The 25,851-nt window shown below is 67.9% G+C and carries 31 protein-coding genes; 16 read left to right on the forward strand and 15 right to left on the reverse strand.

The window, feature by feature from the left end; translation table 11 throughout:
- Nucleotides 1–36: 36 nt before the first annotated feature.
- From ACO0LU_RS00800 to ACO0LU_RS00810, 3 genes are read right to left on the reverse strand one after another with little or no spacing between them, the layout of a single operon-like run.
- Nucleotides 37–519 (reverse strand): tyrosine-type recombinase/integrase, encoded by a 483-nt coding sequence (locus tag ACO0LU_RS00800; RefSeq protein WP_424789531.1) that lies wholly within the window; start codon nt 517–519, stop codon nt 37–39.
- Nucleotides 510–710, reverse strand: coding sequence for a hypothetical protein (locus tag ACO0LU_RS00805; protein ID WP_424789532.1), 201 nt, complete (start codon nt 708–710; stop codon nt 510–512). The genes ACO0LU_RS00800 and ACO0LU_RS00805 overlap by 10 nt, the downstream gene beginning before the upstream one ends.
- Nucleotides 711–755: 45 nt before the next feature.
- A complete protein-coding gene (locus tag ACO0LU_RS00810; protein WP_424789533.1) occupies nt 756–1,091 on the reverse strand; it encodes a hypothetical protein in 336 nt (111 codons plus the stop codon).
- Nucleotides 1,092–1,335: 244 nt separating this feature from the next.
- Here ACO0LU_RS00810 and ACO0LU_RS00815 point away from each other — a divergent pair, with 244 nt between their 5' ends.
- The 5 genes from ACO0LU_RS00815 (at nt 1,336) to ACO0LU_RS00835 (ending at nt 5,763) form a co-directional block, all read left to right on the forward strand.
- Nucleotides 1,336–1,596: a hypothetical protein gene (locus tag ACO0LU_RS00815; protein ID WP_424789534.1), complete on the forward strand. Its 261-nt coding sequence runs from the start codon at nt 1,336–1,338 to the stop codon at nt 1,594–1,596.
- Nucleotides 1,597–2,026: 430 nt separating this feature from the next.
- Nucleotides 2,027–2,830 carry a type IV toxin-antitoxin system AbiEi family antitoxin domain-containing protein gene (locus ACO0LU_RS00820; protein ID WP_424789535.1) on the forward strand — a complete coding sequence of 268 codons (804 nt, stop codon included), beginning with the start codon at nt 2,027–2,029 and terminating at the stop codon, nt 2,828–2,830.
- The gene (locus ACO0LU_RS00825) at nt 2,827–3,606 is read left to right on the forward strand and encodes a nucleotidyl transferase AbiEii/AbiGii toxin family protein (RefSeq protein ID WP_424789536.1); all 780 of its coding nucleotides are present in this window, start codon (nt 2,827–2,829) and stop codon (nt 3,604–3,606) included. Before ACO0LU_RS00820 ends, ACO0LU_RS00825 begins: the two co-directional genes overlap by 4 nt.
- A gap of 188 nt (nt 3,607–3,794) precedes the next feature.
- Nucleotides 3,795–4,214 carry a hypothetical protein gene (locus ACO0LU_RS00830; protein WP_424789537.1) on the forward strand — a complete coding sequence of 140 codons (420 nt, stop codon included), beginning with the start codon at nt 3,795–3,797 and terminating at the stop codon, nt 4,212–4,214.
- 1,285 nt (nt 4,215–5,499) lie between these two features.
- Nucleotides 5,500–5,763: a hypothetical protein gene (locus ACO0LU_RS00835; protein ID WP_424789538.1), complete on the forward strand. Its 264-nt coding sequence runs from the start codon at nt 5,500–5,502 to the stop codon at nt 5,761–5,763.
- A gap of 90 nt (nt 5,764–5,853) precedes the next feature.
- Here the strand turns inward: ACO0LU_RS00835 and ACO0LU_RS00840 are convergent, their stop codons facing one another.
- Nucleotides 5,854–6,591 carry a TetR/AcrR family transcriptional regulator gene (locus tag ACO0LU_RS00840; RefSeq protein ID WP_424789539.1) on the reverse strand — a complete coding sequence of 246 codons (738 nt, stop codon included), beginning with the start codon at nt 6,589–6,591 and terminating at the stop codon, nt 5,854–5,856.
- A gap of 377 nt (nt 6,592–6,968) precedes the next feature.
- On the opposite strand from ACO0LU_RS00840, the gene ACO0LU_RS00845 reads away from it, so the two are divergent.
- The 9 genes from ACO0LU_RS00845 (at nt 6,969) to ACO0LU_RS00885 (ending at nt 14,601) form a co-directional block, all read left to right on the forward strand.
- Complete coding sequence (locus ACO0LU_RS00845) at nt 6,969–7,190, forward strand: Flp family type IVb pilin (protein WP_424789540.1); 222 nt, start codon at nt 6,969–6,971, stop codon at nt 7,188–7,190.
- Between the two features lie 103 nt (nt 7,191–7,293).
- Entirely contained in the window at nt 7,294–7,692 is a 399-nt protein-coding gene (locus tag ACO0LU_RS00850) for a TadE family protein (RefSeq protein ID WP_424789541.1), read from the forward strand.
- Nucleotides 7,680–8,651 (forward strand): TadE/TadG family type IV pilus assembly protein, encoded by a 972-nt coding sequence (locus ACO0LU_RS00855; protein WP_424789542.1) that lies wholly within the window; start codon nt 7,680–7,682, stop codon nt 8,649–8,651. The genes ACO0LU_RS00850 and ACO0LU_RS00855 overlap by 13 nt, the downstream gene beginning before the upstream one ends.
- A 9-nt stretch (nt 8,652–8,660) precedes the next feature.
- Nucleotides 8,661–9,365 carry a Flp pilus assembly protein CpaB gene (cpaB, locus tag ACO0LU_RS00860; RefSeq protein ID WP_424789543.1) on the forward strand — a complete coding sequence of 235 codons (705 nt, stop codon included), beginning with the start codon at nt 8,661–8,663 and terminating at the stop codon, nt 9,363–9,365.
- Complete coding sequence (locus ACO0LU_RS00865; RefSeq protein ID WP_424789544.1) at nt 9,362–10,567, forward strand: AAA family ATPase; 1,206 nt, start codon at nt 9,362–9,364, stop codon at nt 10,565–10,567. Before cpaB ends, ACO0LU_RS00865 begins: the two co-directional genes overlap by 4 nt.
- Nucleotides 10,564–12,111 carry an ATPase, T2SS/T4P/T4SS family gene (locus ACO0LU_RS00870; protein WP_424789545.1) on the forward strand — a complete coding sequence of 516 codons (1,548 nt, stop codon included), beginning with the start codon at nt 10,564–10,566 and terminating at the stop codon, nt 12,109–12,111. Before ACO0LU_RS00865 ends, ACO0LU_RS00870 begins: the two co-directional genes overlap by 4 nt.
- On the forward strand, nt 12,108–13,064 hold the full coding sequence (locus tag ACO0LU_RS00875) for a type II secretion system F family protein (protein ID WP_424789546.1): 957 nt from the start codon (nt 12,108–12,110) through the stop codon (nt 13,062–13,064). Before ACO0LU_RS00870 ends, ACO0LU_RS00875 begins: the two co-directional genes overlap by 4 nt.
- Nucleotide 13,065: 1 nt before the next feature.
- Nucleotides 13,066–13,965, forward strand: a complete 900-nt coding sequence (locus tag ACO0LU_RS00880; protein WP_424789547.1) for a type II secretion system F family protein — start codon at nt 13,066–13,068, stop codon at nt 13,963–13,965.
- 3 nt (nt 13,966–13,968) lie between these two features.
- Nucleotides 13,969–14,601 carry a prepilin peptidase gene (locus ACO0LU_RS00885; RefSeq protein WP_424789548.1) on the forward strand — a complete coding sequence of 211 codons (633 nt, stop codon included), beginning with the start codon at nt 13,969–13,971 and terminating at the stop codon, nt 14,599–14,601.
- Nucleotides 14,602–14,652: 51 nt separating this feature from the next.
- Here ACO0LU_RS00885 and ACO0LU_RS00890 read toward each other — a convergent pair whose 3' ends face one another.
- The 4 genes from ACO0LU_RS00890 to ACO0LU_RS00905 all read right to left on the reverse strand — a co-directional run bounded on the left by ACO0LU_RS00890 (nt 14,653) and on the right by ACO0LU_RS00905 (nt 16,063).
- The gene (locus tag ACO0LU_RS00890) at nt 14,653–14,937 is read right to left on the reverse strand and encodes a hypothetical protein (RefSeq protein WP_424789549.1); all 285 of its coding nucleotides are present in this window, start codon (nt 14,935–14,937) and stop codon (nt 14,653–14,655) included.
- 229 nt (nt 14,938–15,166) lie between these two features.
- Nucleotides 15,167–15,382, reverse strand: coding sequence for a hypothetical protein (locus ACO0LU_RS00895; protein ID WP_424789550.1), 216 nt, complete (start codon nt 15,380–15,382; stop codon nt 15,167–15,169).
- Between the two features lie 39 nt (nt 15,383–15,421).
- Complete coding sequence (locus tag ACO0LU_RS00900) at nt 15,422–15,778, reverse strand: WhiB family transcriptional regulator (protein ID WP_424789551.1); 357 nt, start codon at nt 15,776–15,778, stop codon at nt 15,422–15,424.
- Between the two features lie 117 nt (nt 15,779–15,895).
- The gene (locus ACO0LU_RS00905; RefSeq protein ID WP_424789552.1) at nt 15,896–16,063 is read right to left on the reverse strand and encodes a hypothetical protein; all 168 of its coding nucleotides are present in this window, start codon (nt 16,061–16,063) and stop codon (nt 15,896–15,898) included.
- Nucleotides 16,064–16,421: 358 nt separating this feature from the next.
- Here ACO0LU_RS00905 and thpD point away from each other — a divergent pair, with 358 nt between their 5' ends.
- Nucleotides 16,422–17,321, forward strand: coding sequence for an ectoine hydroxylase (gene thpD, locus ACO0LU_RS00910; protein ID WP_424789553.1), 900 nt, complete (start codon nt 16,422–16,424; stop codon nt 17,319–17,321).
- 50 nt (nt 17,322–17,371) lie between these two features.
- Here the strand turns inward: thpD and ACO0LU_RS00915 are convergent, their stop codons facing one another.
- Together ACO0LU_RS00915 and ACO0LU_RS00920 are read right to left on the reverse strand one after the other, a co-directional pair.
- Nucleotides 17,372–17,833, reverse strand: coding sequence for a VOC family protein (locus ACO0LU_RS00915; protein ID WP_424789554.1), 462 nt, complete (start codon nt 17,831–17,833; stop codon nt 17,372–17,374).
- Nucleotides 17,830–18,408, reverse strand: coding sequence for a DUF488 family protein (locus ACO0LU_RS00920; protein ID WP_424789555.1), 579 nt, complete (start codon nt 18,406–18,408; stop codon nt 17,830–17,832). The genes ACO0LU_RS00915 and ACO0LU_RS00920 overlap by 4 nt, the downstream gene beginning before the upstream one ends.
- 107 nt (nt 18,409–18,515) lie before the next feature.
- Here ACO0LU_RS00920 and ACO0LU_RS00925 point away from each other — a divergent pair, with 107 nt between their 5' ends.
- The gene (locus ACO0LU_RS00925) at nt 18,516–20,090 is read left to right on the forward strand and encodes an asparagine synthase-related protein (RefSeq protein ID WP_424789556.1); all 1,575 of its coding nucleotides are present in this window, start codon (nt 18,516–18,518) and stop codon (nt 20,088–20,090) included.
- 91 nt (nt 20,091–20,181) lie between these two features.
- On the opposite strand, the gene ACO0LU_RS00930 is transcribed toward ACO0LU_RS00925, so the two are convergent.
- The 5 genes from ACO0LU_RS00930 to glsA form a co-directional block, all read right to left on the reverse strand.
- A complete protein-coding gene (locus tag ACO0LU_RS00930; protein ID WP_424789557.1) occupies nt 20,182–21,111 on the reverse strand; it encodes a glycine betaine ABC transporter substrate-binding protein in 930 nt (309 codons plus the stop codon).
- Nucleotides 21,112–21,171: 60 nt separating this feature from the next.
- A complete protein-coding gene (locus ACO0LU_RS00935; protein ID WP_424789558.1) occupies nt 21,172–21,951 on the reverse strand; it encodes an ABC transporter permease in 780 nt (259 codons plus the stop codon).
- Nucleotides 21,948–23,144, reverse strand: coding sequence for an ABC transporter ATP-binding protein (locus ACO0LU_RS00940; protein ID WP_424789559.1), 1,197 nt, complete (start codon nt 23,142–23,144; stop codon nt 21,948–21,950). The genes ACO0LU_RS00935 and ACO0LU_RS00940 overlap by 4 nt, the downstream gene beginning before the upstream one ends.
- Nucleotides 23,141–23,785 carry an ABC transporter permease gene (locus ACO0LU_RS00945; RefSeq protein WP_424789560.1) on the reverse strand — a complete coding sequence of 215 codons (645 nt, stop codon included), beginning with the start codon at nt 23,783–23,785 and terminating at the stop codon, nt 23,141–23,143. The genes ACO0LU_RS00940 and ACO0LU_RS00945 overlap by 4 nt, the downstream gene beginning before the upstream one ends.
- A 125-nt stretch (nt 23,786–23,910) precedes the next feature.
- Complete coding sequence (glsA, locus tag ACO0LU_RS00950; RefSeq protein ID WP_424789561.1) at nt 23,911–25,734, reverse strand: glutaminase A; 1,824 nt, start codon at nt 25,732–25,734, stop codon at nt 23,911–23,913.
- Between the last annotated feature and the right edge of the window lie 117 nt (nt 25,735–25,851).

A 25,851-nucleotide genomic window follows, 5' to 3' on the forward strand; every position in this document is an offset into this window, starting at 1 on the left:
ACGCTGGTTTTGAGGGTTGGGCCCATCAGTTACCCATCAGAAACTTTGCCCCGTTTCGAGCGTCGCGCGGACGTCCGGAGCCTGGGCCATGCGGGCGATGTAATGCCGCTCGGCAGTGGCGGTGCCGGACTGCCCCAGCACCGCGGCAGCCACCGTGGAGCCATGTGCTCTTGCCACCCTAGTGGCCACCGTTTTGCGCATCGTATGCGTTCTTACCCATTCCAGGTCGGTGCCGTCGAGGAGGTGGGCGACGTCGGTGCGGACATTGCCGGGTTGGCGCAGCCCGCCACGAGTGTTGGGGAAGACCAACCCAAGGGGCCCCCGGTCGAGCCCCAACCCCATCGCAGTTCTCGCCGCGGCCACAGCATCGGAGGTCATCGGGACCGTCCGGCGGGAGGCCGACGATTTGGGTTCGACCTGCCTGATGAGCCCGGTTTCGCTGACCGGCACGACTGTCGCCCGCACGTGCATCACGGGCAGGTCGGCGTTCAGGTCCAGGTCGTCGGCGGTCAGGGCCAAGGATTCGCCCACCCGAGGGTGTGCGCCTCGGTCACCTCCGCGGTGAGCGCGGCCCCGCCGTCAGGCAGGTGGTGCCCTGAGTCGGCCAGGGCGGCCAGTACGTCGCGGGTGCCCAGGGCCAGCGCGGTGTGCAGGTCGGATTCGATGTGGGCGGCTTCGGAGTGCCGGCCGATGCGCTCCATGATGGACACGACGGCACGATCCGCGAAGCGTATCCCTTCATCACCCGGCCGGCCTCAGTCTTCGTCCTGCTCCCGTTGCAAACGGCGGGCCCGGGCCGCCCTCATGCTCGCCGAGTAGGCCTCCACTGCCTGCCGGCGCACCTGCCGATCCAGAGCCTCCTCGCGCGGGTTCTCCGGCCACGAGGTCCACTCGGCGACCAAGAGGGCATCACCCGGCGCCCGGTAGGTCCGGTACCTCCGCCCATGACGCTGCGAAATCTGCCGCACCACCGCGCGGACCGTGAGCAGATCGAGTTGGAAACGAGGCTCACCGAGGGGGACTTGCGCATGCCCGGTCTCGAGCAGTTGGCGTTCAATTTCGGCTTCCACGCGCGGCTGCAGCAGATGCACCTGGACCCATTGTGCGCTTCCTGCCCTTAGGTGCCATGCCGCACATGATGGCGCACCGCGCCCAGCGACGTCACGGCTACGCGCCCCGGGACCGAGCCGGCGTGTTGCTCGTAAGCCATTGGTCCGTCGGCTGCGACGGTCGTAGTGACTCGATCCGTCTACCGCCACCTTTGGAGTCCAAGTATGACCATCAACAACGCGTTCCTCCTGACCGTCCACCACGCTGCCCGGGAGGTGAGCCGCCATGGAGCAGGTCCCCCGCACACCGGCTGAACGACTCGCCGATACGGCATTTTCCGCGATCGGGTGGCTGGTCACAGCGGCGGTGCTGCTCGCGATCGCGTTCACCTACGTCTCGCCCGCCATCGGAGCGCTTCAGGAAACCGCCGCCGGCTGGCGACTGCCGATCATCGACGATCTGGCGGCCGTCGGTGAGGCCGTAGAGACGATCGAGCAGCGTCGCCTCGAAGTCGATCTGCTCCTTGAGGAGATTGGCGACTTCTAAAGCTGCGCATGGTGGAATGGGCGCATGGGAATCGAAAGGCTCGAGCTGACCGTCCCCGTTGGCTTCCCGCCGTCCGGCAAAGTGCAACACCCCGAATCCGGCCAGGATGCAGCCAATCACCGGCCACCCCGACCCGGACTCATCCAGCACCCACCACGTGATCGCAATGGCCATGAGCACCCAGGCCGCCACACCACCAAGACGCACTCTGGTGCGTGGGGGAGCGGGATCTACGACGGCGTCGGGGCGGATGTCCTGTGCGGTGTCCATGCCGTCCGCATGTGCGGCAGCGGTGCCAGAAAACTATGCCCGCGCCCCAGGCGGGCGGTGCGGCTATAGCCTTCAGCCCCAATAGGTTGTAACGAACTGCACCGAGCCAGGCAATATCTGCAGATTGCAAAACGTCACGGATTGTGTGACGATTGGCAATATGAAGGTAGGAACGGGTGAAGTCCGGGCGCCAGAGGCCGCCGACTGGGCCCTCGCGCGCGGACGGCCCACCTGGACCACACCAGAACTAGCCCAACTGCTCGGTGTGCCACACGACCAGGTTCGCCGGCGACTGCACGCACCCGCCGGCCGTGGAGAGTGGGTCACTCCCATCCAAGGGCTATGGATCGCCGTCCCTCCGGAGTTTCGCACCTGGGGAGCACCTCCCGGGATCGAGATCGTCGACGCGATGATGGGCCACCTGAACATCAACTACTACGTCGGCTGGCTGACCGCCGCGAGCCGCCACGGGGCAGCCCACCAAGCGCCCCAAGTATTCCAGGTAGCCGTCAACCGGCACGTGCGCAACCGAACAGTCGGACGCACCAGGTTCGACTTCGCCCAGCGCAGCGTCGACCACATACCAGTGATCGAGCAGCCAACCCGCTCTGGCACCGCCCGAATCTCAACCGTGGCCGCGACAATGCTCGACATCGCCGCCGACATGCCACGAGCCGGCGGACCAAACAACGCCGCCACCGTCATCATCGAACTTTCAGAACATGACCAATTCGACACCACCGAACTGGTTCATTTGGCAGGCCGGTTCCCTGCCGCTGCTGCACGCCGTGTCGGCTTCATCCTCGATCACTTCGCCGGGCGCGATGACCTCCACGAGTTAAGCGACTTCGCTCGCAGCGCCGCACACTCCCCATCAAGGCTCAGTGCCACCGGCGTCACGTCCGGCCCCGTTGACAGCGACTGGATGCTCTACATCAACCGCGACTTAGAACCCGACGTATGATCCCGGCCAACGCGATCACCGCTTGGGGCTTGGACCACCCCTGGACAACACCGGAACAGGTGGAGCAAGACCTGCTGCTGTCCCGCGGGATCTGCGCAATCGCCGATGACCCCTACCTGGGTTCGGAACTGGTGTTCCGCGGCGGTACCGCACTGCACAAACTCCACCTGGACCGGCCATTGCGGTACAGCGAGGACCTCGACTATGTGCGCCGATCCGCCTCCGGCATCGGACCGCTAACGCGGGCCCTGACCAGCCTTGGCAACGACCTTGGATTCGAGGTCCGCACCCGCGTTGGGCGACACCCGAAGGTCTACTGGCGCACCACCAGCGACACCGGAGTGCCGATACGGATCAAGGTCGAGGTCAACACCCATGAACGCTCCCCGGCGATGCCGCCGACCCGGGTCGAGCACAGGGTGGACTCCCTATGGTGGTCGGGGCACGCTCGCGTGCCCACGTTCCAGCCTGAAGAGTTGGTGGCCACGAAGGTCCACGCCCTGTATCAGCGCTCGAAAGGTCGCGACCTCTTCGACCTTTGGCTGGCGCTAGACCACCTAAGACTCGAACCCTCGGAGATCCTCAGCGCGTTCGAGCCCTACCGGCCCGGTGGGATGACCGCGGAACGCGCCAAAGACAACCTCAGCCGGAAGCGGGACGACCCAGCATTCCGCACCGACCTGGACCCGCTCATCAACGAATGGCGCGCCGGGTACACCATCGAATCTGCCGCGTCACTCATAGGCGAGGAACTACTGTCCCGACTTGACGGCTAATCCCAGTAGACCGCCCGCTCAGGACCCGCCGCGCGCCGTGGCACCGGATCATGCTCTCGCCCCAAAACGTGGAGCCCCCGGTCCGCACATACGAAAGGCATGACTACCGAGCCGACCCCCAACCCGCCACGCATCCACCCCCGCAGGCACCGAAGTTAGGGCGCGGCACATGGTGAGATGTGCGGACCATGAGCATCGAGAAACTCGACCTGGCCACGGCCGCCCCCGGGGTCTACCGCGTCGCCCGTGACCGATCGACAACCACCGACCTGATCCACGTGCGAGAAGGTGCCCCGGCGCGGCTCATGCGGATCCGCCGGGCAGGAGGCGGGCCCTCGATCACCCTGGGCAGCGAAGGCACGTGGTGTGACCTGATCTCGGTGACCTCGTACACCATCGTCACGGACGAGGAGACGGGGAGCATTGTGCTGGCCGACCCGGTGGACGGCACGGTCATTGCCGGCGAGCGTGCCCACCGCTACGAATGGAACCCGGGTCCAGAAAGCCCGGATTTCCATTGGACTCTGAGCGGGGTCGGCGCGGTCATCGACGGGCCCCATGAACCCGAAAACGAGGAGATATTCGAACTGCCCGGTTGGGCCGGGTGACGAGAAGGCATCACCCCAGCGGGGTCCCATGCTCTACCCCCACCGCGGGCAGGGCCGGGGTGGGGGGTAGCCCTCCTCAGACCTGTCGCCCTTGCTCAGCGCCATGCCGAAAAGTTGCCACCGTGGCCGCCCGCCCGTACGGGGATCCCCAAGGTCGCCCTTCACCGGACGGGCGCTCCCGAGAATCGCGGTGCGGCCATCGGGTAGGCCTATCTCCACCCCCGGGCGCAGGTCGCCCACCGGGTCCCCGGTAACCGGGTCAGAGAGGACCGATCCGGGCGCGCTCCTGTTTTTCCCCGCCTGCATGCATGACATAGAGATCGCCGACGTCCCACGGCGCTGGTAGCCCCACCACCACCGCCGCGCCCGTCGTCGTTTCCGGGTGCAGATAGGGCTGATAGGTCAGCGCCGACCGCGTCGGCCGTGATGCGGCCCTCCACCTCCGACCGCTCACCATCAACGTCCGCCTCAGGGGACCGGTCGTCCACGCCATCGATCGCGGGCCGCCCCGGGGTCATCCCGGCCGGGCGATCCAGCAGCCCCAGCTGCGAGGTAGCGCCCGCCGCGATCACGGAGAACGCTCGTCGAACCTTCGAAGCGAAGCCCTTGTTTGTGGCGCGGCGTGACCCGGCCCGCGCAACCGAGGCGCGACTGTAGGCCGGCACCGTCCATTTTCCCGCCGGGCTGGAGGCAATGAAGCAGCGCGGGTTGAGAGTAACCGCTCACGCCGGCTGGGCACCGTAGTTACCTGCGAGGAGTGTGGCGCGCAGTTCTGCCCGCTACAAGGGGCTCGGCGGCGGCGGTTCTGTTCCCGGTCATGCGCGTCAAGGTTCATCCGGCGGCAGCGGCGGTAACCCATCAGTTACCCATCAGAAACTGCCAATTCTCGGTGCATTCTGGTCCCAAGAAGCAATGCTCGCCGGGTGTTCATGCAGGTCAGGGCCGCTTTGCATATTCGAACGCATGTTGCCGCAACGTGGGGTTCATAGCCCACCGCTACCGCCGACGGAGCCCCGGCTCCCGGACCTGCAGAAACGCGCGTTCGGGAGCCGGGACTCGCCCGTCCTTCGACGGCCTCGAGCCCCGCCAGCCCACCACCGAGGACGACGACGGACCTCGGCTCGCTCGCCGCGGCCCCTATCGCAGGTGTTCGTCCGCCGGCCGCGATCTCCACGACGCCGACGGCCATCATCGAGATCCTCGCCGCAGCGGTGCACCGGTCGATGCGCGACGGGATGCCCGTGGCGGAGGCTGTACGTGAGGTGGCCTGGAGACCGGGCGGCAGATGGCCGACGAGGGCGCCACGGGCGGTGACGACCTCGAGCGGGCATCGCGCGTACTCGCCCGGCACGGCTACGAACCGCGCGCGTCCACGCGCAAGATCCGCCTGGCCAACTGCCCCTTCGACCGCCTCGCCACCCAGCACGCCGAACTGGTCTGCGGGATGAACCTCGACCTGATCGGCGGTGTGGTCGACGGGCTCGGTGCCCACCTCACCCCCGAACTCGCGCCCCGGCCCGGATTCTGTTGCATCAGGGTGCGCGGCTGATCTGAGCAGAACACCACCGCCGCAGGCGCCGACGTCGGAGATCCCGGCACGGGGTGACGCAGGTGCGGACGCCGGCGCTCGTGCTCGGACCTATTGCGCAGGACTGCCGACCGTGGTCGCTGTGCCGTTTTCGATCGGTGTGGAATTTTCGATACCCGTGCTGTGATCGGTCTGCCCGCCCGAGGCAGAGGTGGCGCCCGCTGCCGCTGCGCGCGGTTCGGCGATCGCGACGGCCGGGTAGCCGGAAGTCACGATCATGAACGCCTCATCGAGCAGGCGCGGGAGCTCTCCCTCGGGAAACCCCCTGCGCGACCAGATCGCCAGGGAGGCCGAGAGGGCGGCGCCGACAGCGGATGAGACCAGCCACGGATACACATCCGTGGCCGCGTCAGTTCCGGTGCGGGCCGCGATCCTTGACCGCAGCACGTCCTCCAACTCGGCCTGCTGCGCCACCCGGAAGGGCCGGAGCGAGGGGTTGTCCCGCTCGAGATCCGCCGTCTGGGCCGCCTTCTGCAGGTTCTCCGGGTGCTCTCGGGCATAAGAACTGAGGATGTCCCACAACGCCGCCAGCGGCGGGGTCTGGGAGTCCTCGCTGTCGAACTCCTCGATGAGTTCGCTCAGGCCGTGGTTGCCGGCGGCCAGCACCGCCTCCTCCTTGGCGGAGAAGTAGTTGGAGACCGTCCGGGGAGAAACGAAAGCCTCCCGGGCGATCTCGTCGAGGGTCACGTTGGCGAGACCCTTCTCCACCGTCAACTTCAGCGCGGCCGCAGCGATCGCCTCGCGCGTCATGCGCTTCTTGATCTCGCGCAGACTCAGTTCTTCTTCCATCGTGCCCCTCCCATGAACGCCCCCGGTGTGAACGTCATGGTAACGCAGACCGCCCGGCACTCAAACGCCTGCCCGGATGTATGCGCACCACGCCGTTATGCCTGGAGTGCAATCTTACCAGTTAGGCACTGGCATGCCGGGTAGGACCTAAGTCCTAGGTATTGTGCTTCGGCTCACAAGCCACTGAGAACGCGTCAAATCCCAGGGAAGCGTAGCTGTAAGAAGGATGTGCGCCATTTCACGAAAATTACTGGACACGTAGTCTTGCGTGGCCTGCAAACATCTGTGAGAGTGACTACCGGCACCCGCTTCCAGCAGGTACCGGGGGCTTGACCAAGGGCCGGATCGGCCGTAACTGCTAGAAGAGAGAAAGTTTCATGAACCAACTCGCTGCATATGTTGCAACCATCTTCACCGCCGTGGGCGACCGCTTCACCGGCCGCAAGGACCGGGGCGCCACCGCCGTCGAGTACGGCCTGCTCGTGGGTCTCATCGCCGTCGTGATCATCGCGGCGGTGCTTTTCCTCGGAGATACCCTCACGGGAATCTTCGAGAACGTGGGGGATACCCTCGACGAGAACGTCAACCCCACGGAGTGACATCAGGTGCCGCCGGTGGGATCTGCGCGTTCCACCGGCGGGCACCCGCTGCACACACCGCCGGCAAGTGCCGGCGCATACTGACGTCAGGAAGGGACTGAACGTGCGTTTCGGGGGACAGCGTGATCGCGGTGCGTCCGCGGTCGAGTTCGCGCTCGTCGTCCCCCTGCTGTTCGCCCTCGTGCTGGGGATCATGGCCTTCGGGCAGGCGTACCACGTGCAGTCGGCCCTCTCCAGCGCCGCCCGGGACGCGGTGCGCATCGTGGCGCTCGATCAGAACGACGCCGCCGCCAACGCCCGGGCCGCCGCTATCACCTCGGCGTCGCCCTCGGCCGCCCTGGACCACAGCCACATCACCATCGACCCGACCTGCGAGGGACCTGGTAGTTCGGGCCGCACCGCCACGGTGATCATTCGCTACCCGGTGGACCTTCTGCTTCTCGGCGATATCGGCGGGCCGATCACCCTCACCGGTAAGGGGACCATGCGATGCAACGGCTGAGGAACAACGACCGCGGCGCCACCGCCGTCTTCGTGGCGCTGCTGATGGTCCCGCTGCTCATCTTCGCGGCCCTTGCCATCGACGTGGCCGCCATGCACACCGACCGCCAGCAGTTGCAGACCGGCGCCGACGCCGCCGCACTCGCGATCGCCCAGGACTGTGCCGGCGGCGACTGCGAACCCGCCGATGCCACCGCCCACGACATGGCGGCAGCGAACAAGAACAATGGCGATGCCGCCGGCGACGTTCTGGAACTGGACGAGGCGGCCGGATCGGTGCTGGTGCAGACCACGACGGTGCGCGAGCACTGGTTCGCTCCCATCATCGGTATCCACGAAACCGACTTGGAGGCCCGCGCGGGGGCGCGATGGGGCTATCCCACCGGTGGCTTGACGATCCTGCCGCTGGCGATCTACGTGTGCGAGCTCGCCGCGCAGACCGGCAGCACCGAGATCTGGGAGGACGGCGAATTGATCGGGGTAGACCTGCCCGAGTCCACCGAGGAGCAGACGATCCTGTTCAGCAAGGCCTCCGACACCGACTGCACCCCGAACTCCGGGAACGTGGTCCCCGGGGGTTTCGGATGGTTGCGACCCGGGGACGGCGGCTGCGGCAGCATCACCACCGCGATCGACCAGTGGGTCAGGATCGACACGGGCACCGACGCCCCCTGTAACGAGGCGACCTTCCAACGATGGCTCGGCGAACCCGTACTGGTGCCCCTCTTCGACGACGCCAGAGACACCGGTAACAGAGCCGAGTTCCACATCATCGGCTACGCCGCCTTCACCCTCACCGGGTACCGCTTCCCGGGCATCCGTTACAACGCGCCCCACTGCGGCGGGGGCGAGAACTGTATCCGCGGTACCTTCGACCGCTTCGTCGACCTGAGCGACGATTTCGACTACAGCCCCGACGGCCCCCGGTTCGGTGTCGCCGTCGTGGCCCTGACCGAGTAAGGCAACATCATGTCCCGTCGACTCATTGCCGCCGTCGTGGCCCTCCTGCTCGCCACCGGCGCAGGCGCCGTGGTGATCAACTACGTCTCCGGCGCAGATGAACGGGCCATGGCCGGTATGTCTCCGACGTCGGTGTTCGTGGTGAGCGAGCCGGTACCGGAAGGCACCCCCTCGGAGGACCTGGCCGAGTACCTGACCGTGGCGGAACTGCCCACCACCGCCGTGGTTCCCGGCGGGGTGCAGGACCTGGAGGAGATCGCCGGGCAGGTCACCACCGCGGCGCTCCAGGCCGGTGAACAGCTCCTGGCCGCCCGGTTCGCCCCGCCGGAGGAGGAGACGGAGGCCTTCCAGATCCCCGAGGGTTTCCACCAGGTCAGCGTGCAACTACCCGCGAACCGGGTCATCGGTGGCCATTTGGCCGCCGGGGACACCGTGGGCGTCTTCGTCAGCGACGACGACGAGACCCACCTCAGGTTGCACAAGGTGCTCATCACGCGCGTGCACGGCGGTGCCACCAGTACCGAGAACGACGACGGCGAGGAGCAGACCCAGGAAGCGTCCGGTTCCCTCATGGTCACCTTCGCGGTCTCCGCGCCAGATGCCGAGATCCTGGTCAACGCCGCCGAGTTCCGGGGCCTCTGGCTCTCCCTGGAGCCCGGCGATGCGCCCGAGAACGACACCCGCGTGGTGGACCGGGAGGACCTGCTGCCATGACCTACGTCGCACTCGCAGGTGCCGGCCCCGACTTCGAGCGCACCTTCGCCGAGGCCACCGGCGGGGCGTATCTGTCCATGCCGGGACCGGTCGCCGCCGACCCCGATGTGTTGCTGGCCCACGTCAACGGCGCCGGGGACCCGGAGGTGCTCGTGCTGGACTCCCGGGCCGATGCGGACTCCGCGCTGGCGCTCGCGGACCGATTCACCGCCGAGCGTCCGGGCACGGTGGTGCTGCTGGCCAGTGACCGGTCAGATGAGGTCGGGCTGCGTGCCATGCGCGCCGGGGTCCGCGACATCATCCCCACCACCGCCGATGCCACCGAGATCCGCCAGGCACTGCAGGCCGCGGTGAGCACCGCGAACCGGCTCTCGACCAGCGTGGCCAACTCCCAGCCCGGTGAGGGCCCGGGAGGAGCCAAAGGCCGCGTCATCACCGTCATCTCACCCAAGGGGGGTGCGGGTAAGACCACCGTGGCGACCAACCTCGCGGTCGCCCTGGCCCGCACGATGCCGCACTCCACGGTGCTGGTGGACCTGGACCTGCAGTTCGGGGACGTGGCCACCGCCTTGAACCTGACCCCGGACTACACGCTGCCCGATGCCCTCCCCAGTGCTGCCAGCGCGGACACCATCGCCCTCAAGACCTACCTGAGCCTGCACCTGGAGACCGGCCTGTACGTGCTGGCGGCACCGGAGCACCCGGCCGCCGCTGACACCATCTCCAGCGCCCAGATCAGCCAGTTGCTGCAACTGCTGGCCACCGAGTTCACCTACGTGGTGGTGGACACCTCCCCGGGGCTGTCCGATCACACCCTCGCAGCGCTGGACCAGACCACCGACCCGCTGCTGCTCACGGCCCTGAGTGTGCCCGGTGCCCGCGGGATGCGAAAAGTCATCGACACCCTGTCCCAGTTGCAGATGTTCTCCGGCGGCCATCGCGTGGTGGTCAACTTCGCCGACGCCGGGCACGGCATGTCCGCCGATGACGTCGAGGCCACCCTGGGGGTGGCGGTAGGGACATCGTTGCCGACGTCCAAGGCCGCCCCCGCCTCCCTCAACCGCGGTATCCCGCTGATGCAGTCCCGCATCCGTGACCCCCTGGTCAAGGCGCTGACGCCGTTGGTGGACAGCCTGCTGCCCGATGGCATCACGCTGGAAGGGCGCGGTAAGCACCGTGGGGCACGCAGGGGTGCCCGATGAGACTGTCCGAACGCCTCCGCGCCGCCCAGGGCCACCCCGCCGCGCAGGGCAACCCCACCGCCGAGGAGCACTCCGCGGTCTCGGAGCCGACCACGACCGACCACGGCACCACAACACCGGCTGGGGAGATCGCTGCACCGGCAGCCGGGACCGCGTCATCGGAGCTACCGGCTCGCGCGGAGACCACAGGCGCCGCAGTTCCCCGGCCCGCCTCGCGCCGGGCTGCGACCACCCCACCGGCCAGCACCGTACCCGCCGACGACGCGGTGCGCCGGCTCAAGGACCGGGCGGCGGACACCTTGTTCACGCGCATCGGGGCCCGGCTGAACGATCCCTCCCTCGATGAGGCCCAGGTGCACGCCCTGGTGCGCGCCGAGCTGCACGAGGTCATCGAGGAATCCGCCATCCCGCTGTCCGGCAGCGAACGCGCCCGCCTGACCGCCGAGGTCCAGGACGACGTGCTGGGTTACGGTCCGCTGCAGGGCCTCCTCGATGATCCGGACGTGACCGAGGTGATGGTCAACGGCCCGGACATGATCTACACCGAGAAGAAGGGGCGCCTGCAGCGAGCGCACGGCCGGTTCGCCTCCGAGCAGCACCTCCGGCGTGTGATCGAACGGATCGTCTCCAGGGTGGGACGCCGGATCGACGAATCCGCCCCGATGGTGGACGCCCGTCTTCCGGATGGGTCCCGCGTCAACGCCGTCATCCCACCGCTGGCCTTCAACGGTTCGTCGCTGACGATCCGCAAGTTCAGCAAGGACCCGTTCAAGGTCCATGACCTGATCCGGTTCGGCACCCTCACCCCGGAGATGGCCGAACTGCTGCAGGCCTGTGTGCAGGCCCGGTTGAACGTGATCATCTCCGGCGGTACCGGCACCGGTAAGACCACCCTGCTGAACGTGCTGTCCTCCTTCATCCCCGACGGCGAACGCATCGTCACCATCGAGGACGCCGTCGAACTGCAACTGCAACAGGAGCACCTGGTCCGCCTGGAATCGCGCCCACCCAACATCGAGGGCAAGGGCGAGGTCACCATCCGGGACCTGGTCCGCAACTCCCTGCGAATGCGACCCGACCGCATCGTGGTCGGTGAGGTCCGCGGCGGGGAGAGCCTCGACATGCTCCAGGCGATGAACACCGGACACGATGGATCCTTGTCCACGGTGCACGCCAACTCCCCCCGCGATGCGATCTCCCGGCTCGAGACCCTGGTGCTGATGGCCGGGATGGACCTGCCGCTGCGGGCGATCCGCGAGCAGGTCTCCTCCGCGGTGGACCTGTTCGTCCAGTTGACCCGGCTGCGCGATGGCACCCGCCGGATCACGGCCGTCACCGAGGTGCACGGGATGGAAGGTCAGACCGTGACGCTGCAGGACGTATTCACCTTCGACTACTCCGCCGGTGTGGATGCCAACGGCCGCTTCCTCGGTAAGCCGGTTCCGACCGGGATCCGGCCCCGGTTCACCGACAAGTTCGCCGAACAGGGCATCACGCTGTCCCCGCGAGTGTTCGCCAAGGCCGAGGGCGGGTTCGCCCGATGATGGCGGCACTGGCCGCCGACCCGGCGCTGAGCGCCGCCGTGGTCGCCACTGTGGCCGCCGCCGGCATCGCCGGCTACCTGGCGCTGGCACCCCGGCCGGTGCGCCTCCCGGTGCAGCGGCGCCGACCCGACCGGGACCCGGCACCGAGCCCGTTACAGCGCGGTGCCGCTGCGGCCACCGCAGCGGTGGAACGGGTGATGCACCGCCGGGGCACCCCAGCGGGAGCCTCCGCACTCGAGTTGGCGGCGATCAGGATGCGCCCTCAGGACTTCTTCTTCCTCGTCCTGGTCGGATCCCTGGTGGGCACAGCGGCCGGGCTCGTGCTGGGAGCACACCCCCTCGTCGTCGTCCTCCTCGCCGGCGTGGCCCCGATCGGCGCCAAACTCGGCGTGAGCAGGCGCATCGCCAAGCGGCAGAAGATGTTCGCCGCCCAGCTCGATGACTCACTCCAACTCATGGCCTCCAACCTTCGGGCCGGGCACAGCCTGCCGCAGGCGCTGGCCTCGGTGGCGGGTGAGGCGGACAGCCCCACCTCCGAGGAGTTCGCCCGCGTGGTCAACGAGACCCGGGTGGGCCGGGACATGGGAGACGCGCTGGAACTGACCGCGGCCCGGATGGCCAGCGATGACTTCACCTGGGTCACCCAGGCCATCGCCATCAACCGGGAGGTGGGAGGGAACCTGGCCGAGGTGCTCGACGGTGTGGCCGACACCATCCGCCAGCGCAACGAGATCCGTCGTCAGGTGGCCACCCTGAGTGCCGAGGGCCGGCTGTCCGCGATGGTGCTGATGGCGCTGCCGTTCGGGGTGGGGGGTTTCCTGCTCATGACCAATCCTTCCTATCTGGCACCGTTCACCGAGAGCCTGCTCGGCTACGGGCTGCTGGTGCTCGGGGCGATCATGCTGGCCGTCGGCGGCTTGTGGCTGAAGAAGGTCGTGGAGATCGAGTTCTGATATGTCCCCGATCCTCATCGCCGCCATCCTCACCGGCCTCGCCGTGGGTATCGGAGCCTGGACCGCCTGGAGTGCGCTGGACCCCGGCCGCCGCCGGGTGCAGGCCAACCTGCACCGGCCCGGTGCCTCGCTGAGTCGGACCGAGACGGACCCCGAAGCAGACGAGCGCAGCGGCAGCGGGCTGTCGAGACTGGCGCGCCGGTTCACCCCGGGTCTGATCGCCGATGTCCTGGAGCGTCAGCACGCCCTGGGCGGACGGCCCGCGGCCTGGCCGATGGACAAACTGCTCACGATGAAGATGCTCTGGGTGCCCCTGGGCACGGTCCTCAGTGTCCTGATCCTGCTGGCTGATACCCCCCCGTTCTTCGCGCTGATGTGGGTGCTGGCCACCGTGGTGGTCTACTTCCTGCCCGAGCTGCTGCTGAACAGCCAGGGCCAGAAACGTAACGAGAAGATCCAGCTGGAACTGGCCGATACCCTCGACCAGATGACGATCGCGGTGGAGGCGGGTCTCGGGTTCGACTCGGCGATGGCCCGTGCCGCCCAGAACGGCAACGGACCACTTGCCGCCGAACTGGCCCGGACCCTGCAGGACATCCAGGTGGGCCGCTCCCGGCGGCAGGCCTTCGAGGCACTGACCACCCGCACCACCGTGGTGGACCTGCGCCGGTTCGTCCGGGCCGTGATCCAGGCCGATGCCTATGGAATCTCGATCGCCGACGTGCTGCGCACCCAAGCCGACGAGATGCGGCTCAAGCGCCGCCAGCGGGCCGAGGAGAAGGCCCAGAAACTGCCGGTGAAGGTGCTCGCGCCGCTGATGCTGTGCATCCTGCCGGTGCTGTTCATCGTGGTGATGGGCCCGGCCGCGATGAGTATGATCGCTGCCTTCAGCGGTATCTGAGGCATGACGGTACCGATGCTGGCGGGCCTGACCGCCATAGTGGCTGCAGCGGTGGCATGGCTGCTCACCAGCCAGGTCGCGGCGGTGACGCCCAGGGAGTCCGGGTGGTTGCGCTCCCGGGCGCACGTCCCGTTGGCCGCCGCCGGCGGAGCCGGCGCCGCAGCGCTCGCCGATGGGTGGGCCGAGCTGGCGGGGTTCGCAGCGGCGGCGGTGGGCTGTGCACTGCTGACCGTGATCGACCTGGCGGTACACCGGCTGCCGGACCGGGTTGTCGGGGCGACCCTGCTCGGCCTGGTCCTGCCCCTGGTCCTGGAAGCGGGGATCAGCGGTGCCTGGCCGGATCTGGGGCGAGCCGGCCTGGGTGCCCTCGCCCTGGTGGCCGGGTACTTCGTGCTGGCCTTCATCGCGCCCTCGGGGCTGGGGTTGGGGGATGTGAAGTTCGCTGCGGTGATCGGTGCCTTCCTGGGCTGGTTCGGGTGGTGGCAGGTCGGCGCGGGCACGCTGCTGGCGTTCCTCATCAACGCTCTCGTGGCGGTCGTGGTGCTGGTCAGCCGGCGGGGGTCGCGACGTTCGCAGATCCCGTTCGGGCCCGCCATGATGGCCGGGGCGGTCGCCGCGGTGCTCCTGGCCGGTTGAGACGGCCGACCGAACTGCGACTGGGGTGCGAGTTCTTCCTGGTGCGACCGATCAAGGTGCGGCCGCGGTGATGACGTATGTGATGAAGATGAGGAGCCCGGCCGACAATCCGAGGATCGCTCCGGCGATTGCTTGGATGGGATTGGTCGCCGCCTTCTTCTCCACACGCAGGTATCCCACGATCCCCAACACCAGGGACGTGAGGGCGGCCGGCGGGGCGATGAAGTCCCCCACCACGGGGATCAGGGCAGTGACGACGGCAACCACCCCCAATTGCAGGGCGATCCGGCCCACGCCATTGCGTGGCCCGGGAGTTATCGCCGAATCGTTGGGCATGATCCCAGACCTCCACCACCTTCACGCAGGGTGGCCGTCATTCGACCAACGTGCCACCGCTCCACACGAAACCTATACCGATCGGGTCAAACTGCGCGCCGTAGGTCGCGACGGGGTCCTGGATTCGTCGTCGCCGCCCCTGGAAACGACTTCGGGCCCCCGATCAGCATGATTGCTTGACCAGGGGCCCGAGGCGTTGCGCGGGGGCTGTCCCGCCCGGGGTCGTTCCTCAGAGCCGCAGCCACGCGAAGGCATTCACGTTCAGGGCCCGCTGCTGCTCCAGTTCGACGTCGCGCCGGGCGCGGTGCCGCCGGAGCGCGGTCTCCCGCGCGATGGTCCTGGCGCGGTCGGTTTCAGCGGCTGGCCCGCTCGCCCAGTGAATGAGCGAATGCCCTGCCGAGTACGCGACCCGACGGGGGATCAGGTGCAACTGGCTGATAGCCATGGGTACTCCTCATTGCTAGTTCTTGGGTCGCTCCTCACCTCACGCGGCGGAGTGAGAGCGGTGGTTGGAAGGGGCGCTCGGATCGTCCTTGCGGGGTCGGCCGCGGCCACGCTTGCGAGCCACGATGGCCCCGTCCACGAGGACCTCTCCGCCCCAGACGCCCCAGGGTTCCTGCCGTGCCAGCGCGCCTTCGAGGCACTCGGCCTTAAGGGGGCACGAGTGGCACATAGCCTTGGCTCGCTCGATCTGCTGGGTGTGTTCGGCGAACCACAGATCGCTGGTGGCCCCGTCCTGACAGGGCAGGTCTACCTGGACCCCAGCAACCAGCGTGCCCGCATCCAGCGGCCACGTGGTCGAGGACCCCGACGGTTGATCGAGAATCGATGTGTACTGCACGAGATGCTCCTGAGCGGTGGTGATGGTCTACCGAGCCCGGAGTTCCTTCTGCCATGAAGCAGGAAGGCCGCGGACCCTGAAGGGTGGCTCCGCGGCGGTGGAGTGCAGTGCTGGTGGCTAGCTGCTGGCCGCGAAGCCGATGGTGGTGACGCCGGTGCCGAATGCGCCATAGGCGGCACCCGGGGCGCGGTCGGCACGAGGACGCAGATCTGCGCCCTTACGGGCAATGCATGCGCCGGTGTCGAGACCGGTCATGATCTTCATGGTGTTCATCAGGGTGCTCACCTCCTTCGGCGTCGTGGAACCGCATCTTGCTGGCTAGGCAACGGTCCAGGGGATCAGGAACAGATCGAGACTAGGGCGCCGGCCCGAAGCGAGCCAAGTCTTTTTCGAAGTAGTTCTTCTCGTTCTTCCATGGCCCGGCTTCGCTTGCTGTGCCGCGCGGAAGCTCTTTCCTGCGCCCGGGTTGTGGCACCGCCACTACCCGGGCGGTCACGACTGTCTGCGCGCACCACCCGCCGATGTGGCGTACGGTCGAATGCGGGTCCTAGTTCCCTCAGGTATCGACCGGTTCGGTGCCACCGGACCGGACGCTTCTTGCAGGGGCAGGGCTCGATTCCTGAACCGACGAGAGGAGAGTTCCGTGACAGCCGTGGCCCAACGCGCCCACGACCTGTACCCGACCCGCTTGACCGAGGCCGGAGCGCCGGTCCAGCGGAATCACCCCACAGTCTGGGGGACGGCCGAGGGCGGCCCGTTCGATGACACTGCCCTGCAAGCCCACGAAGAGCGTGGCTTCTCGATTCTGCAGGACTTCATCACTGCCGAGGAGGTCAAGGGCTACCGCGCCGAGCTGGACCGCCTGGTGAACGATCAGTCGATCACCGGCGATGAGCGCGTGGTGACCGAGAAGGCCTCCGGTGAGGTGCGTTCGATCTTCGAGGTGACCAGCCTCAGCCCGATGATCGACGCATTGTCCCGCGACCCGCGGCTACTTGACCGCGCCCGGCAACTCCTGGGATCGGAGGTGTACCTGCACCAGACCCGGGTCAACTACATGCCCGGATTCAAGGGCGCCGGCTTCTACTGGCACTCCGACTTCGAGACGTGGCACGCCGAGGACGGGATGCCGGCTCCGCGGGCGGTGAGTTGCTCGATCGCCCTCACCCCCAACTTCCCCTACAACGGCGGGCTGATGGTCATGCCCGGCTCCCACAAGGAGTTCATCCCCAGCGTGGGGGCCACGCCGGACAACAACCACGCGTCCTCCCTGAAGGAGCAGAAGATCGGCGTGCCCAGCACCGAGGCCATCACCGATATGGCCCACCGGTACGGCATCGAGCAGTTCACCGGACCGGCCGGATCGGCCCTGTGGTTCGACTCGAACATCATGCACGGATCGGGCAACAACATCACGCCCTTCCCGCGCTCGAACATCTTCCTGGTGTTCAACAGCGTGGAGAACGCGCTGGTCGAGCCATTCGGCGCGAGCCGGCCAAGGCCCGAGCACATCGCCAGCCGGGACTTCACACCGTTGGCGTGAGCGTCCATCCCGGCCCAGCGGGACGGCCTCGTCGCGCTGGGCCGGGCCCCTCAGTCGAGGCAGAACTCGTTGCCCTCCGGGTCGGCCATCACGATGAAGCCGATACTGGTAGGTTCCTCCGGCTCGTGCCGCTCCAATCGAGTGCCGCCGAGGGCCACCAGCCGTCGGCACTCCGACTCCAGGGCCTCCATGCGCTCCTCACCCCGAAGTTCCGAGGCAGTCCGCACATCGAGGTGCACCCGGTTCTTGGCGACCTTGTCCTCGGGTACCCGCTGGAAGAAGATCCGCGGACCCGAGCCATCGGGGTCCTCCAGGGCCGAGGCACTGTTGTGCAGTTCTTCCGGCAATCCGGAATCCTGCAGGAACTGATCCCAGGCCGCCAGTGGATCGCCTCCCGGCGGCAGGTCCACCCCCGGTGGCGCGGGATGGGTGTACCCGAGGACGTCGCGCCAGAAGATCGAGAGGGCGCGTGGATCGCGTGCGTCGAAGGTGACCTGAATCGTGGCGCTCATCGGTGTGCTCCATCCTCGTCGGTGCGGCTGGGTGCGTCCACGCTACCGGCCACGTCCCACACGAGGCCATCCTCCCGCGTGCGCGCACCCTCGGAGGGCGTGTGGGCACGCACGGCGCCGTCGTGCATCAGGTGGGCGACCGGGACGTCCGTCGTCAACGCCGTCAAGTCAGCGATGATCCGGCGGTGGCAGCGCCACCACACCGACTCCGAGCACATCACCGCCACCCGCGCGGTGCGTGCCTCCTGAACGACCCGCGTCAGTGCGGCACCGAATTCCTCGCTGCGGGTGTAACCGGCATAGGCGCGGAAGGCCGCGACCTGCCACCACGTGTCGGGTGAGCGTGCTTGCGCCGCCTTGGTCAGGTGCCGGCGCCCACCGAGGTTCTCCTCCCACCGGTAGCCGATGCCGGCCGCGGGCAACCAGGACGCCAGCGCGTCCCGGCCCACATCGGGATTTCGCCGACTGCCGGGGAAGCGCCGCACGTCCACCACCGATTCCACGTCCGCGCCGATCAGCAGGGCCAGAAGTTCCGCGCGGGACAGCGCGCCGTGACCAACGGTGAGCAGGGGCATCGCACCATTGTGTGCCATTCTCGCCGTCGTGCAGCATGGACGTGGTCCACGAGGCCCTGGGGCGGACTGCCGTGCGCCGAGTTGCCCATCGCCGGCAGCGTCCGATGATGGAAGTGCTGCCGGGACAGACCATCGGCACCGCCGAGAGGAACGAGGAGCAGATGTCAGCGATCGTTGCCGCCCACGGGCCCTTCGAGGACGACCTGGGCAGGCGCATGCTGGAACGAATGGCACACCGCGGGCCCGACGGCGTGGGCTTCCGTCGGGCGGGCGAGGGCTGGGTCGGCTCGCGCTACTTGTCGATCACCGATCCCGAGACCGGTGCGCAGCCGCTGGCCGGAACCCGGCAGGCGATCTGGCTGGTGGGGGACGGGAAGATCTACAACGACCGGCGCCTCCGTGACCAGTTGGGCAGCGACCGGTTCCGCACCCAGTCCGATCTGGAGGTGGCACTGCACCTGTACGAGGACCGGGGCTGGCGCGCCTTCGAGCAGTTGTGGGGCACGTTCGCTTTGGTCATCACCGCAGCGGACGGCCGCTTCACGGTGGCTCGGGACGTGCTCGGTATTGCTCCGTTGTACTGGGCACGTCGCAGGGACACGGTGCTGTTCGCCTCCGAACTGACCGCGTTCGATCCCGACTGGCGAGCCGACGTCGAGCCCTTCCCGCCCGGGCATGTCTGGACCCCGGAGGAGGGGCTGATCGCCGGGCCGACGTTCCCCGGTGCCTCCCCGGTGCTGCTGAACAGCCGTGCCCCGCACGAGGAGCCACCGCCCTGGGTGTTCGCCGCGCTACGGGACACCATCATCCGCTCGGTGCAGCAGGGCCTGGACGCGCAAGTACCGGTGGGGGTGCTGCTGTCCGGCGGCGTGGACTCCTCCATCGTGGTGGCGGTGGCCGCCCACCTCGCCGGCCGGCAGGGACGGACCCTGCCGACGTTCGCCGTCGGGCTCGAGGGCAGTCCCGACCTGCTCGCCGCGCAACTGGTGGCACAACACTGCGGGACCGAGCACCACGAACTCACCTACACCGCGGCGGACGCCATCGAACTGGTGCCGCGGATCATCGCTGAACTGGAGTCCTTCGACCCCACCCTGGTGCACTCCGCGGTGCCCCACTTCCTGGTCAGCGGTCTGTCCGCACGGCATGTGAAGGTGGTGCTGGCCGGCGAGGGCGCCGATGAGTTGTTCGCCGGGTATGCCCACTACGGGCGGCACACCTCGGGTCCGGAGTTGCACGAAGAGTTGATCGAGACCCTCGAGGGGATGCACATCGGCGGGTTGCAGCGCGTGGACCGGATGGCCGGCGCCCACGGGATCGAGCCGAGGCTGCCCTTCCTGGACCTGGATGTGGTCGAGTTGGCTCTCGCACTGCCCCCGGAGTGGAAGCTCATCGGGCCGGACCGGCCGGCCAAGTGGATGCTGCGGCGGGCGTTCGACGGGTGGCTGCCCGATGAGGTGTTGTGGCGCCGCAAGGAGCAGTTCGGTGAGGGCACCGGGATGAACGACGTGCTGCGCGAGCACTATGAGGCCACCGTCACCGAAGAGGATCTGCACGCGAACGCCGATGTGCTCGACCCGCCGTTGCGCACCCGGGAGGAACTGGCCTACTACCGGATGTTCACCGAGGCGCTGCCCGGACTCAACGTGGGCCGCACGATCGGACGGTTCGTCGAGGCGTAGCATCGCCCGGCCGGCCACACGAGAACGGGGCGCCCGGTGCCCGGGCGCCCCGTCGTCGTCGTGCTTGGGCGGTGGCCTCAGATAGCCGGTGTCAGTCGAGGAAGCCGTTCTCTGTCAACCAGTCCTCGGCGACGTTCCGTTCGCCCTCTCCGTCGACGTCGATGCGTGCGTTGAGTTCGAGCATGGTCTCATTGGTCAGTTCGGCGCTGACCGCTTCCATCACCTCGCCGATGTGAGGGTACTCATCCAGGGTCTCCTGGCGTAGGGTCACCGCCCCGGCGTACTCGACGAAGAAGCTCTCGTCATCCTCCAGCACCATCAGATCGTTGGCGACGATGCGTCCGTCGGTGGAGAAGACCTCACCGAACTCACAACCCTCGCCCACCTGGGTGTAGATGAGGTCCAGGGCCATCTCGACCACCTCGGAGTACTCGAACCCGTAGGTCTCCTGCAGACCGGGGAGCCCGTCGTCACGGGCGATGAACTCCGCGGCCGCGCAGATCCGGCCCTGGTCGGGGTTGGCCTGGACGAACTCGGCCATGTCGGTGCTGGTGGCCAGCCCGTTCTCCGCGGCGAACTCCTCCGTGGCGGCGATCCGATAGGTGTTCTCGAACGGCGCCGCCTCCAGCCACGCGATCCCGTTCTCCGCGTCGGCCTCGGACACAGCGGTCCACAGGTCCTCGGGCACGTCGTCGGGACTGTTGCCGAGGATGTTCACCCAGCCGGTTCCGGTGTATTCCCAGTAGATGTCGATCTCACCGTTCTCCAGGGCCGAGCGGACGGTGGCGGTGCCCTCCAGGCCGGTCTGGTCGGTGACCGAGGCACCGGCGTCCTCCAGCAGCGCGGCGGTCATCTGCCCGAGCAGGCGCTGCTCGGTGAACTCCTTGGAGCCGACGATGATGGTGGCCCCCTCCAACTCGCCGTCACCGGCGCCGCCGTTGCCGTCACCGTTGCATGCGGCGAGCATGAACAGCGCGGTGGCCCCGCCCGCGATCGTTGCGGTGGTTCGCTTGCGAATCATGGTTCCGTCTCCTTGTGTAGGTGGTTCTGCCGGGCGTCACCGCCGCGGCCCGGGGCGGGCTTACAGCCCTCGTGGCCGGAGCACCTCCTCCACGACCCCGGCCAGGTAGTCGATCAACAGGGCCAGCACCGAGGTCAGGACCGCACCGACCAGTTGGATGGTGAACCGGTTCGTGGCCAGGCCCGCGGAGATGATGTCGCCGAGACCGCCGGCATTGATGTAGGTGGCCAGCGTGGCGGTGCCGACGTTGATCACCAGTGCGGTGCGGATCCCGGCCAGCATCACCGGGATGGACAGTGGGAGTTCGATCCTGCGTAGCACGGTGGCTTTGGACATCCCCATGCCACGGCCGGCTTCCAGGACGTTGTCGTCGACCTGTTCGATCCCGACCATGGTGTTCAGCAGTACCGGGACGATGGCGTACAGCACCAGCCCGATGATCGCTATCCAGAACCCCAGGATCAGGAACACCACGGCCAGCAGCACCAGGACCGCGATCGTGGGAACCGCCTGCAGCACAGTGAGTACGCCGATCACGTACGCCCTGATCCGGCGGGCGAAGGGGCGGGTGAGCATGATCCCCAGCGGGATGGCGATCAGCAACGTGATGACGGTGGAGGCCGCGGCAAGCAGGACGTGGTCGCGGGCGGCATTGAGGATTCTCGGGAAGGTCAGGGTGCGGGCCTCGATCGAGTCCAGTTCCTGGTTGGACACGTACAGGTACAGCGCCAGGAGCACCCCCGCCAGCAGCAGCGGCATGAGCAGGTAACTGCCGAGGCTGCGCCCCCCCGCCGCCGACCCGATGCTGGATCTGGCCTGTGCCGCAGGTGCAACGCTCATGGCTGCTCCTGCAGCCCGGCCCGTGATTGGTCGACCGCCGAGGCACGCATCGTGCGGATCGCCTCGTTGATCTGATCGATGTCCACCACGCCCTGGTAGGCGCCGGTGTCGTCGACGACCAGCGTGATGGCGTAGCGAGCGGTGATGAGTTCGTTGAGGGCATCGCTGAGGGTGGCGCGGGGCTCCACGACGGCCCGCGGAGCCAGTCCGACCTGGTCCAGCCGGCGCCCGTCGGCGCGACTGAGGTCCTCGGCATTGACCCAGCGCCGGGGCCGGCCGGCCCCGTCCAGCACGAGCAGCGAGGCTTCCGCTACGCCCCGCAGGGTCTGCAACGCCTCGGCCGGCGGGGTGTCGATGCTCACCGTGGGCCATGGCCGCAACTCGATGTCGGCGACCCTGGACAGATTCAGCCGCTTCAGCGAGGCGCCGCGGCCGATGAACTCCGAGACGAAGTCGTCGGCCGGGGCGGTGAGGATCTGCTCGGGGGTGTCGTACTGGGCCACGTGCGACCCCTCCCGCAGGATCGCGATCCGGTCGCCCATCTTGATCGCCTCGTCGATGTCGTGGGTGACGAAGACGATGGTCTTGCGCACCTCGGCCTGCAGGCGCAGGAACTCGTTCTGCAGCCGGTCCCGGGTGATCGGGTCGATCGCGCCGAACGGTTCATCCATGAGCAGCACCGCCGGGTCACCGCCGAGTGCGCGGGCCACCCCCACCCGCTGCTGCTGCCCGCCGGAGAGTTCCTTGGGGAACCGGTCGCGGTAGGTCTCGGCCGGCATGTTGACCAGGTTCAGCAACTCGTCCACCCGCTCGGCCGTGCGGGCGTTGTCCCAGCCCAACAGGTGCGGGACGGTGGCGATGTTCTCCCCGATGGTCATGTGCGGGAACAACCCGACCTGCTGGATCACGTAGCCGATCTTGCGCCGCAACTCATCCGGGTTGCCCTTGGTGACGTCCTCCCCGGCCATGATGATGCGCCCGTCGGTGGGCTCGATGATGCGGTTGATCATCTTCATCGTGGTGGTCTTGCCGCACCCGGACGGTCCGACCAGCACGACGATCTCACCCCGGTAGATCTCCAGGTCCAGCGCATCCACGGCGTTCTGGGACTGGCCCGGGTAGCGCTTGGTCAGCCCCTCCAGGCGGATCATCACCTCGCGGTCGGCACTGGCGGTCGGTTCGGAAGTCGTCATCGGATCCCCTTGGAGGTGGTCAGGCGGCGAGCGGAGTAGAACACCAGGTCGAACAACACGGCAAGGACCATCACGCCAACGATGCCGGCCAGTACCAGGTTCACCGCCACCGGGGTCCCGACCCTGCGCAGACCCTCGAAGATGAAATCGCCATAGCCGGGGCCGTTGACGATGGCGCCGATGGCGGCGATCCCGAGCAGCACCAGGGTGGTGACCCGGATGCCGGTGATGATGACCGGCCAGGCGAGCGGCAACTCGATCTTGAGCAACTGCTGGCGCCGGTTCATGCCCATGCCCTTGGCCGACTCGATGACGGCGGGGTCGACGCCGCGCAACCCGGTGATCGTGTTCCTCAGGATCGGCAGCAGGCCGTATCCCGTGAGCGCCACCAGCACCGGCTGCCAACCCAGCCCGAGCGGGCCGAGCAACAGCACGAACAGGGCGAAGGAGGGAATGGTCAGGATGACCCCGGCGGTGGCCAGCACCAGTTCACGGGAGCGTTCGCTCTTGTAGGTCAGGATGCCGACGCCGACGCCGATGATGGTCGCCATCACGACGGACGCGCCGACGACGGCGGCGTGCTCGAGCCCCAGTTCGATGAAGTCGCCGCTGCGGTTGGCGAGGAACTCGAAGAAGTTCACCGTTGTGCTCCTTCCCTCGCAGCGTCCCGGTGCGGGCTTTGGCTCCTCGATGGCTTCGTGTGACGGCGTCGTCGGTTCGCGTCATGGATCCCCGGTGCGGGCTCCCCAGTCTACTGAGGATCGCCTCAGTCGCGAACGAGGGCGGTGACCTCGCGCATGTACTGGTCCACCCGGGTGTAGGCCTCCCGGGTCAGGGACCGCCAGAGTTCCACCGCCAGGCGGGGGTCGCTGTGCTCGAGATCAGCGATCGCGTCGTCGGTGAGCACCATGACCTCCACGGGCCCGACGGCACGCTGGGTGGTCCGCTGGCGGTCCTGGCGTCCCAGGGAGAGTTCGCCGAAGGTCATGCCCGAACTGAGGGTGGTCAGGCGCACCTGGTTGCCCTCCGGGTCGCGTGCGGTGGTGGTGACCGTCCCGGAGACGATGAAGTACACCCCGCCGAATCGCTGGCCGATGCGACGCAGCACCGCGCCGTCGTCATAGGTTCGCGACTCCATCCGCGTCACCAGGGCCTCGGCGTCGGGCGGGCTCAACTGGGCCATCGCCGGGGAGTCGCGCACCGGTACGCGCGCGGGCACCGCGAGGTCGGGGAAGTGGCGTCGCAGCAGTTGTTCCTCGCAGTGGGCGACGGCGGTGCTGCGGGTGCTGAAGACCGGCACCTGGCTGTTGGGTAGGTGCGCAACGGGCAGTACGGAGGTGAGGTTCGCGTCGGGGTCGATCAGCACCAGCCGGCGTCCGGCCTCCTCGAAGAGGTCGATCACCTCTCCCAGCAGGTTCACGGACATGCGGCTGACCTCATCGACCCGGCGCGCATCGAGCACGACGAACTCCACCTCCCCGGGCAGGTCGGCGATCTCCCGGATCATCGACTCGGTACCGGCGAACAGGAGGTCCCCGGCCAGTTCGATGATCATCGCCCGGTCTCCCGTCTCGCGCAGACCCACCTCGGCGTCCTCGGTGCGGCGCACATCGGAGGGAACCTCGGTGATCGGGTAGGTCGCCCGGATCGCGGACCGGCCCGCGCGGGCGGAGCGCACGAAGTGCATGTCGGTGTCTTTGGACAGCCGCTGACAGGTGGCCACGCCGCGGATGCTGTTGCCGTGCTCGTCCAATGGCGGCGAGAAGACCGCGAGCCCGGCCTGGCCCGGTAGGACGGCGAGCGTGCCTCCCCCCACACCCGACTTGGCCGGCATACCGACGTTGACCACCCAGTCTCCGGCACTGTCATACATCCCGGAGGTCATCATCACCGACAGCACCCGCTCCACGGCGCCGATGTCCAGCACCTCCTCCCCGGTGCGGGGGTTCGTACCGCCGTTGGCGAGGGTGGCCGCCATCATGGCCAGGTCACGGCAGGTGATCTGGACCGCGCACTGGCGCAGATAGGTCTCCAGTGCAGCGGTCGGGGAGCCCTCGATGATGTCGACGGAACTGAGCAGGTAGGCCAGGGCGTGGTTGCGGTCGCTGTTGCGCCGCTCGGCCCCGTAGACCCGGGCGTTGCTGCGCAGTTCACGCCCGGCGAAGGCGGAGTAGTGCTCCTCGATCCGGGTGATCGCCGACTTGCCCCCGGCCCCCTTGAGCAACGAACTCACCGCGAGGGCGCCGGCGTTGATCATGGCGTTGGCCGGACGCCCGGACCCCGGGGCGAGGGAGATCTCGGTGAAGGATTCCCCGGAGGGTTCCACATCCACCTTCTCGTCCACGATCTCCGGGCCCAGGTCGCTCAGCGCCAGCCCGTAACTGAAGGGCTTGGACAGCGACTGCATCGAGAACGCCTTGGACGTCACGCCCACCTCGTAGATGTACCCGTCCACCGTTGCCAGGCAGATGCCGAAGTCGTCGGGGTTGATCGTGGTGCCCCGTGGGCCCACCGTGTAGGGCGTGCCCTCGCGCACCTCGGAGATCTCCGCGTGCACCCTGCGAAGGTAGACATCGATCGGGGACTCCATGGAAACGGAGCCTACGGCCATCACCAGCCCGCCGCCCTGGTGTCCGGCGCCGAAAGCGACGCGAATGGCCGAAGACGACGGGCAGGACCATCGACCACGGCCACAAGCGTCGTCCTC

It is taken from the genome of Pseudactinotalea sp. Z1748, from assembly GCF_049725185.1.
Lineage (GTDB): Bacteria > Actinomycetota > Actinomycetes > Actinomycetales > Beutenbergiaceae > CALKWS01.

What these genes read in the sequence shown, in the direction of transcription:
- ACO0LU_RS00815 (WP_424789534.1), top strand. Translation starts at nt 1,336, where the DNA reads ATGGAGCAGGTCCCCCGCACACCGGCTGAACGACTCGCCGATACGGCA.
- ACO0LU_RS00820 (WP_424789535.1), top strand. Translation starts at nt 2,027, where the DNA reads ATGAAGGTAGGAACGGGTGAAGTCCGGGCGCCAGAGGCCGCCGACTGG.
- ACO0LU_RS00825 (WP_424789536.1), top strand. Translation starts at nt 2,827, where the DNA reads ATGATCCCGGCCAACGCGATCACCGCTTGGGGCTTGGACCACCCCTGG.
- ACO0LU_RS00830 (WP_424789537.1), top strand. Translation starts at nt 3,795, where the DNA reads ATGAGCATCGAGAAACTCGACCTGGCCACGGCCGCCCCCGGGGTCTAC.
- ACO0LU_RS00835 (WP_424789538.1), top strand. Translation starts at nt 5,500, where the DNA reads ATGGCCGACGAGGGCGCCACGGGCGGTGACGACCTCGAGCGGGCATCG.
- ACO0LU_RS00840 (WP_424789539.1), bottom strand. Translation starts at nt 6,591, where the DNA reads ATGGAAGAAGAACTGAGTCTGCGCGAGATCAAGAAGCGCATGACGCGC.
- ACO0LU_RS00845 (WP_424789540.1), top strand. Translation starts at nt 6,969, where the DNA reads ATGAACCAACTCGCTGCATATGTTGCAACCATCTTCACCGCCGTGGGC.
- ACO0LU_RS00855 (WP_424789542.1), top strand. Translation starts at nt 7,680, where the DNA reads ATGCAACGGCTGAGGAACAACGACCGCGGCGCCACCGCCGTCTTCGTG.
- cpaB (WP_424789543.1), top strand. Translation starts at nt 8,661, where the DNA reads ATGTCCCGTCGACTCATTGCCGCCGTCGTGGCCCTCCTGCTCGCCACC.
- ACO0LU_RS00865 (WP_424789544.1), top strand. Translation starts at nt 9,362, where the DNA reads ATGACCTACGTCGCACTCGCAGGTGCCGGCCCCGACTTCGAGCGCACC.
- ACO0LU_RS00870 (WP_424789545.1), top strand. Translation starts at nt 10,564, where the DNA reads ATGAGACTGTCCGAACGCCTCCGCGCCGCCCAGGGCCACCCCGCCGCG.
- ACO0LU_RS00875 (WP_424789546.1), top strand. Translation starts at nt 12,108, where the DNA reads ATGATGGCGGCACTGGCCGCCGACCCGGCGCTGAGCGCCGCCGTGGTC.
- ACO0LU_RS00880 (WP_424789547.1), top strand. Translation starts at nt 13,066, where the DNA reads ATGTCCCCGATCCTCATCGCCGCCATCCTCACCGGCCTCGCCGTGGGT.
- ACO0LU_RS00885 (WP_424789548.1), top strand. Translation starts at nt 13,969, where the DNA reads ATGACGGTACCGATGCTGGCGGGCCTGACCGCCATAGTGGCTGCAGCG.
- ACO0LU_RS00890 (WP_424789549.1), bottom strand. Translation starts at nt 14,937, where the DNA reads ATGCCCAACGATTCGGCGATAACTCCCGGGCCACGCAATGGCGTGGGC.
- ACO0LU_RS00895 (WP_424789550.1), bottom strand. Translation starts at nt 15,382, where the DNA reads ATGGCTATCAGCCAGTTGCACCTGATCCCCCGTCGGGTCGCGTACTCG.
- ACO0LU_RS00915 (WP_424789554.1), bottom strand. Translation starts at nt 17,833, where the DNA reads ATGAGCGCCACGATTCAGGTCACCTTCGACGCACGCGATCCACGCGCC.
- ACO0LU_RS00920 (WP_424789555.1), bottom strand. Translation starts at nt 18,408, where the DNA reads ATGCCCCTGCTCACCGTTGGTCACGGCGCGCTGTCCCGCGCGGAACTT.
- ACO0LU_RS00925 (WP_424789556.1), top strand. Translation starts at nt 18,516, where the DNA reads ATGGAAGTGCTGCCGGGACAGACCATCGGCACCGCCGAGAGGAACGAG.
- ACO0LU_RS00930 (WP_424789557.1), bottom strand. Translation starts at nt 21,111, where the DNA reads ATGATTCGCAAGCGAACCACCGCAACGATCGCGGGCGGGGCCACCGCG.
- ACO0LU_RS00935 (WP_424789558.1), bottom strand. Translation starts at nt 21,951, where the DNA reads ATGAGCGTTGCACCTGCGGCACAGGCCAGATCCAGCATCGGGTCGGCG.
- ACO0LU_RS00940 (WP_424789559.1), bottom strand. Translation starts at nt 23,144, where the DNA reads ATGACGACTTCCGAACCGACCGCCAGTGCCGACCGCGAGGTGATGATC.
- glsA (WP_424789561.1), bottom strand. Translation starts at nt 25,734, where the DNA reads ATGGAGTCCCCGATCGATGTCTACCTTCGCAGGGTGCACGCGGAGATC.